Annotated in this window: 6 protein-coding genes; all 6 read right to left on the reverse strand. The window is 29.9% G+C overall.

Going from position 1 to position 6754, the window contains the following annotated elements; all coding sequences use genetic code 11:
• Window positions 1-381: 381 nt before the first annotated feature.
• On the reverse strand, window positions 382-1137 hold the full coding sequence (locus U9R42_15190; GenBank protein MEA3497371.1) for a LytTR family DNA-binding domain-containing protein: 756 nt from the start codon (window positions 1135-1137) through the stop codon (window positions 382-384).
• 46 nt (window positions 1138-1183) lie between these two features.
• Complete coding sequence (locus tag U9R42_15195; protein MEA3497372.1) at window positions 1184-1993, reverse strand: DUF4249 domain-containing protein; 810 nt, start codon at window positions 1991-1993, stop codon at window positions 1184-1186.
• A 165-nt stretch (window positions 1994-2158) separates the two neighbouring features.
• On the reverse strand, window positions 2159-4480 hold the full coding sequence (locus tag U9R42_15200) for a TonB-dependent receptor (GenBank protein MEA3497373.1): 2322 nt from the start codon (window positions 4478-4480) through the stop codon (window positions 2159-2161).
• A gap of 7 nt (window positions 4481-4487) precedes the next feature.
• Window positions 4488-4970, reverse strand: a complete 483-nt coding sequence (locus tag U9R42_15205) for a GNAT family N-acetyltransferase (protein MEA3497374.1) — start codon at window positions 4968-4970, stop codon at window positions 4488-4490.
• A gap of 4 nt (window positions 4971-4974) precedes the next feature.
• Window positions 4975-6261: a type II toxin-antitoxin system HipA family toxin gene (locus tag U9R42_15210; GenBank protein ID MEA3497375.1), complete on the reverse strand. Its 1287-nt coding sequence runs from the start codon at window positions 6259-6261 to the stop codon at window positions 4975-4977.
• Window positions 6262-6263: 2 nt separating this feature from the next.
• Window positions 6264-6584 carry a helix-turn-helix domain-containing protein gene (locus tag U9R42_15215; protein MEA3497376.1) on the reverse strand — a complete coding sequence of 107 codons (321 nt, stop codon included), beginning with the start codon at window positions 6582-6584 and terminating at the stop codon, window positions 6264-6266.
• Between the last annotated feature and the right edge of the window lie 170 nt (window positions 6585-6754).

Here is a 6754-nt window from a genome sequence, read left to right on the forward strand (position 1 = left end):
ATAAGGACATTTCTGCTTTGCTCAAAAATAATTTGCTTTTTTTAGTTTGCGTTTTTCGAATTGCTTCTTCCAGTGATATTGTAAAAATATATGACTGTCTTCTGTCTTTTCCTTGTATAGGGAGGTTCTATAAATTTCATAGTATAAAAATAGAAATTATTCCTTTGGTGGTAAAATATCTTTATCTACAAATTGTTGATTTTTTTAGACAGTCTGACGGTGGCAATATGAAATGTTGGGCATTTTGAAACACCAATCTTTCAATTTACTACGATGGTTATTTAATGTTAAAATACTCATATTTAGTGCTATTTGCCCAATTTATTATATTGCGTGTTACCGGCTGGGCTTTCAACATTTCTTAAATAATATTTGTTCTTTTTATATATTTAACCATTTTCTAAAATCACTTATTCTATTAAAACTAACAATTGTTTCTATATTAGATTTTGGTTCTAATTCAATTTTAATTCTACTTTTTGATAATGAATACATATTTTCAATAGAAGATATATTTACTATAAACTGACGGTTAATTCTAAAAAATTCTTTTGGATTAATAATATTTTCTAATTTATCCAGAGAATAATCAAGAGGGTAGTTTTTGTTATTCGTTGTGCAAAGAAAAACATTTTCGTTATTAATATAAAAATAAGCTATATCACTAACTCTTATGCTTTTTATTTTTTGTGCATAGCGAACAATAAACCTTTCCTTATATTCAATTTTATTTGCAAAAGATTTAATTAATAAAGAGTAATCAATCTCATTTATTATTTGAATTTGATTTAATTCTTTGAATTTTTTCAAGCTTTTTTCTAATTCTTGAATTTCAATTGGTTTTAATAAATAATCTATACTATTAACCTTGAAAGCTTTAATTGCATATTGGTCGTAGGCGGTAGTGAAAATAATGGGTGTTTTAACTTCTATTTGTTCAAAAATTTTAAAACAAAGTCCATCAGCAAGATGAATATCAAGAAATATTAAATCAACAGTATTGTTGCTTAACCATTTAACCGTTTCTTCAATACTATCAATTTTGCATTGAATATTAATGTTTTTATCAATTTCATGTAGCATTTTTTCCAGATTATTAGCTGCAATTTTTTCGTCTTCTATAATAACAATATTCATATTTCTACAATTATATATTTTTAAAGTTAAGCATTTTTTTCTTTTTTTATTGAATAATAATTGTTTTAGAACTTATAGTATAGACACCAAAATATCCCATTGCACCATTGCTTATATTTGATAAAGGATTGGCAGGTGTAGAACCTCCGGACATAAAACCAGGTCCACTGCTATTTTCTATAAGTGTATTATAATAATCGTAGGTATCTTTGTTTAACGACAATAATTCAACAGTAATAGTATCATTTATTTGAAATGTTTTCATTCTTAATGGCATTTGAGCCATATTTCCATCAAATACTTTATCATCACTTAAAACAAAATCGCTACTACTATTTAGCAAAACACCATTTTCATAGGTTTTTAAACGATAATAATTGTTTATTCCTGCCGGATCAGTAAAATGACATTTGACCATATAGCCTTCATCAAAACGAGGTGTAGCTTCAAAAAATTCGGTGCTCAATGTGTCGATATTCACTTTTACAGGCATTTCGGATATTGCTGAATATTCAATATCTTCAACCTCAACGGAAAGGCTGTAAACAATTCCGGGGGTTCCTTGTAAATTAGCGGTTTGGTAAATACCCGGGTTTACTTCCGTTAAGGTTTCTGAATTTCCCAGATTATCGCTTATTATTACATTTGCATAAGAAACTGTTGGATAAATACCGGGGTCAAAGTAGTCGCCTGTTTTTGTAAGTTTTACTGTTTGTTGAACGGTTTGATCAGTTATTACTGCTTCAATAACAAGTTTTGGTTCAATACTGTTCAAATCAATTTCTATTACATCTTCGCATGCTGTTAATGCGAGAAGGGAGAGGAGTGTTGCTATTATTGGTTTTCTTTTTTTCATAATATTTTCCATTATTAATTATTTTTTTTCTCTGTGGCTTTGCGACTCTGCGTTAGCTCTTTTTTATTGAACGCTGAGACACAGAGATGCAGAGATTTTTTTTATTCTTGAATAAATGTTTCTTTTTCTGTCATAATTTTCTATTATCATTCTATCATTTAAGCATTAAAATTTAAAATTATAAGTAACCGAAGGAACTATCTGAAACAAAGCCATTCTAACCGCTTCTGTCTTAGTTGGGTCGTTTTCGTTTTCTCTGAAATCAATTGAATAAGCATTTTTTCGTGCATAAGCATTGTAAACAGAAAAATTCCAACTCGATTCGTATTTCTTTTTCTTCTGACTTTTTAATGTAACACCTAAGTCAAGGCGGTGATAATCGGGCATTCTGTATCCGTTTCTATCTGTGTATAAAGGAATAGTAAGCCCCTCAATTTCATATTTCCCGCTTGGGAATGTAACAGCATTACCTGTGTTAAATACCCATGTTGCCGAAAATGACCATTTCTTGTTTAAGTTATATATTCCAACAATAGAAATGTCGTGTGTCCTGTCTTGTTTTGAAGGAAACCAATCGCTTTCGTTAATTTCATCAAAAGTTCTTTCTGTTCTCGAAAGAGTATATCCAATCCAGCCGTTTAGTTTTCCGGTTTTCTTTTTAATAAATAATTCAACTCCATAAGCTCGTCCAATACCAAATACAAGTTGCGATTCAACTTTTTCGTTTAAAAGAATATCTGCACCATTCTGATAATCAATTTGATTTTGCATATCTTTATAATAAATCTCTACTGAAGTTTCAAAAACATTATCTTTAAAATTCCTGAAATATCCCAAAGCCAGTTGGTCGCAAACTTGTGGTTCAATAATACTGCTACTTGGTAGCCATAAGTCTGTTGGAGTTGAAGATGTTGAATTTGAAAGTAAATGGATATATTGAGCATTTCGTGCATAAGATACTTTTACCGAACTTTCTTCATTCAACAAATAACTCGCTGATATTCTGGGTTCAAAATATCCATAATTTTTAATAACTTCTCTATTATTGTATGAAACAGAATCAATGATTTCATCATTTTCATTATAAGAATAAACATTTCCCGGACCGATAACCGTAAAATTTGAATATCTTAATCCATAAGTAATTTTCAATAAACTTGAAACATCAAATTTATGAGAAACATAAGCCGCATTTTCTATGGCATATTTTTCATCAATTATTTTACCGTTTATAAAATCTTCAGCGTCCGAACTTATTTCGCCCGGCATAAAAGTGTGGTAAATACTGTTAAACCCAAACTTCAATGTGTTTTTCGGATTAATATAATACTGAAAATCTTCTTTCAGGTTAAAATCTTCAATGCCGGATGTGATGTCGATTAAGTTTCCCATTCCGCTAAACCCAATCACATAATTGTATTTACTGTAAATCAATGAACTGTTTAAAAACAACTTATTATTAAAAAGATGATTCCATCTGAGGGTTGCAGTTTTATTTCCCCATTCAAATTTCATTCTGTCGGAAAATCCAAATACATCTCTGCCAAAATATCCCGAAAGAAAAATTCTGTCATTTTCACCGATACGATAATTTGCTTTAATATTCAGGTCGTAAAAATAAAGTGTTGTGTTTTTTTGCATTTCATCGGATGAGAAATTCAAAAACAAATCGGCATAGGTTCTTCTGCCCGAAATAATAAATGAACCTTTGTCTTTAACAATTGGGGCTTCAACAGTCAGGCGTGAAGAAATTAACCCAAGTCCGCCCGAAGCACTGAGTTTTTTCGAATTTCCTTCATTCATTTTAACATCAAGAACCGATGATAGTCGCCCGCCATATTCGGCAGGGGCATTTCCTTTAAATAATTTCATGTCTTTAATGGCATCGGAATTAAACACCGAGAAAAAGCCCAAAAGATGCGATGCATTATAAACCGGTGCTTCATCAAGCAATATTAAATTCTGGTCGGCACCACCACCCCTGACATAAAAACCGCTGTTTCCTTCGCCTGCCGATTGTACACCCGGCATAAGCTGGATAGTTTTTAAAATATCTTGTTCGCCAAACAAAACAGGAATCGCTTCAATTTCTTTAGGATTTATTTTTATCATTCCCATTTCTGCCGATTTAATATTTTTATCAGCCGCTTCCGAAGTAATAACTACTTGCTCTAATGATATTGCTACCGGCAAAAGCAACACATTGTTTTTTATACTTTTTACAAGTTCTATTTCAAAAATTTGAGTTACAAAGCCAATATAACTATATTCGATTGTGTATTTTCCTTCAGGAATTGTGATTGAATAAAAACCATAAACATTTGTTGTGCCACCGCTTTTTAGTTCTTTAATATATATTGTAGCACCGATTAATTCTTCGCCAGTTTCGGAATCTTTAACATGCCCGCTTATAGTATATTTCTGTTGAGCAAAAGCAACATTAAAGCAGATTAATAATAAAACCAAACTTGTTAATTTATTTTTCATACATTTTTTATTTTAATATTTTTTTCATAATAAAATCTTGATCTTTATCTTCTTTCACTACGATAAATCCCTTTCTTAAATAGAGCAATCTTGCCCTGTTTTGTTTATCCACACTCAACGAAATTGACTTGAATCCCTTTAAGAAATATATTTTTGAAATTTCATCTATTAATTTTGCCCCAATTCCTTGATTCCTGAATTTTTCCTTAACCGCCATACATAACTCAGGTGTATTTTCATCAATGAAACCAAATCCTGCATTTGATTTACTGAATGTTCTTCCCCAAATAGCACCAATAAGTTCATTATTGATTTCTGCAACCAATGCTATGTCATTCGGAAGAGTACCCCAATTATCAATATATTTTGATACATCAGGATGAGCTAAAATAGATTTTGGAAACGGGGGCTGACCTTCAGGAACGTAAAGAGCCAAATAAAGCATTTCCTTTAAAAAATCAATTTCATTATGTTTAATTTCTCTGATCATTAATTTATTTATTAAAATTATTAACTCTCAAATTATCACTAATATTTTCTATTTCTTTTTTAGGAATATCTATCTCTGTAGCTATTTTAGACCATTGATTTACTGCTGTTATAACTTCATCTATAATGTGATTAGCTTTTTTAATACCAAATGTTTTACCTAAACTTAGTAAATCATTTCTTGTAAAGTTATCAAATTTGCCATTTATAGATGATTGATGGACTTTTGTCCAATTTCCGCTTGGGCTATATGAAAAATTAATATCATACGCAGGAGATATTTGCCATTTTCCTTCCTTATTCATTAAAAAAGAAAAGTTTTTTACATGATCATCATGATTTCTTGCTATAACATTAAACAACACTCGTCTATACTGTTGTTTAAATTGGTTATAAGGCAGTTGAAGCATTTTCATTACCCTGAACAATGCTTCATAACTACTTGCCTTTTGAATTCTATAATCAATACCCGCCAATGCTCCAAACGTTTGCACATGAATTTTTTCACCTTTGTTTGCTCTGTCGAAACGTTTCGTTAAAAAATGAAACCTATTATTTTCTTCATATAAATCACTGTCAGATATATCTAAACCTGCTTTTTTCGCTAATTTATAATAAGCATATTCTCTTTTTCCAAGACCGGCACTTTCTCCTAATGTTTTTTCATTTGCTCCATCAATTTTAAGAAGCCAATATGAATAGCCTTCCGGTTGAATAATATCACCGGATCTAATTTCTTCAATTTTATTATCCGAATCGGTTTTTATAGCAATCAAAGCCTTTGCTCTTGCTCCACCAACCGAAGTTCCTATTCTTAATATATCAGACAAACTATCTTTATCTAAATTATTATAAGAAATCTTTTTCTTGCCTTCTAAAACTTTTTTTGCAACTTCAAATAAATCACGAACATTTACATTGTAATTGCTGCTCTCTTTATGATTAATAGGCTCATACTCTAAAGCTCCCATACCTCTTTTGCCTATATATGTTAATCTATCAACAGGGTTTATATCATTAATAGATAATTTTTTCTGCCTTAACCATTCTTTCATCATTATATTACCAAAATCATCCGGCATTGAATCCGATAATAAATAAGGTAAATTGTGAAAGTTGATATGGTCTCGATTCGTCTCAAATATTCTTTCTTGTATAGGCATTATTATAGGAGAAGGTTCTATCATTCTATTTAGAGCTTCATTGCTATATTGAAAAGTAGAACTGCCTTTATTATCATTCCAATCTATTGTGCCTAATGTTTCACCGTACAACTTCACTTCTACTATCATAGCTATTTTATTTTTTTAGATGCTCTTTTTCTTTCTGTTTTCAATTTTGCTTTTTCAAATTTCAACTTCAACTCTAAGTTTTCCCCAACTCTAAATACTGATTCTAAATCTTTAATTCTATTTAATCTCATTAAAATCCGTATTAAACTTTCAACTGTTGTAGATTTCCCTTGTTCTATCAAACTAATTGTTGAAACACTTAAACCAACTTCTTCACTTATTTCTTTTTGAGTAAGATTATGCTGTAATCTTATTTTTTTAAGCCTTTTGCCTATTTCTTTTAAGATTTCTTGCTCTGTTAAAAACAACCAATTATCCATCATTTTATTATTTTAATTATTAAAATATGCGTAGTTAATGTGTTTTATCTGACTAACTATTAAAATATCATAAGTTGGTGCAAATATAATATTTTTTAACTTAACTATTAAAATATTCATAATTATTTATGATTAATACTACTAACTATTAACATATCATAAGTTAATAATTT

This window comes from Bacteroidota bacterium, from assembly GCA_034723125.1.
Taxonomy (GTDB): Bacteria; Bacteroidota; Bacteroidia; order CAILMK01; family JAAYUY01; genus JAYEOP01.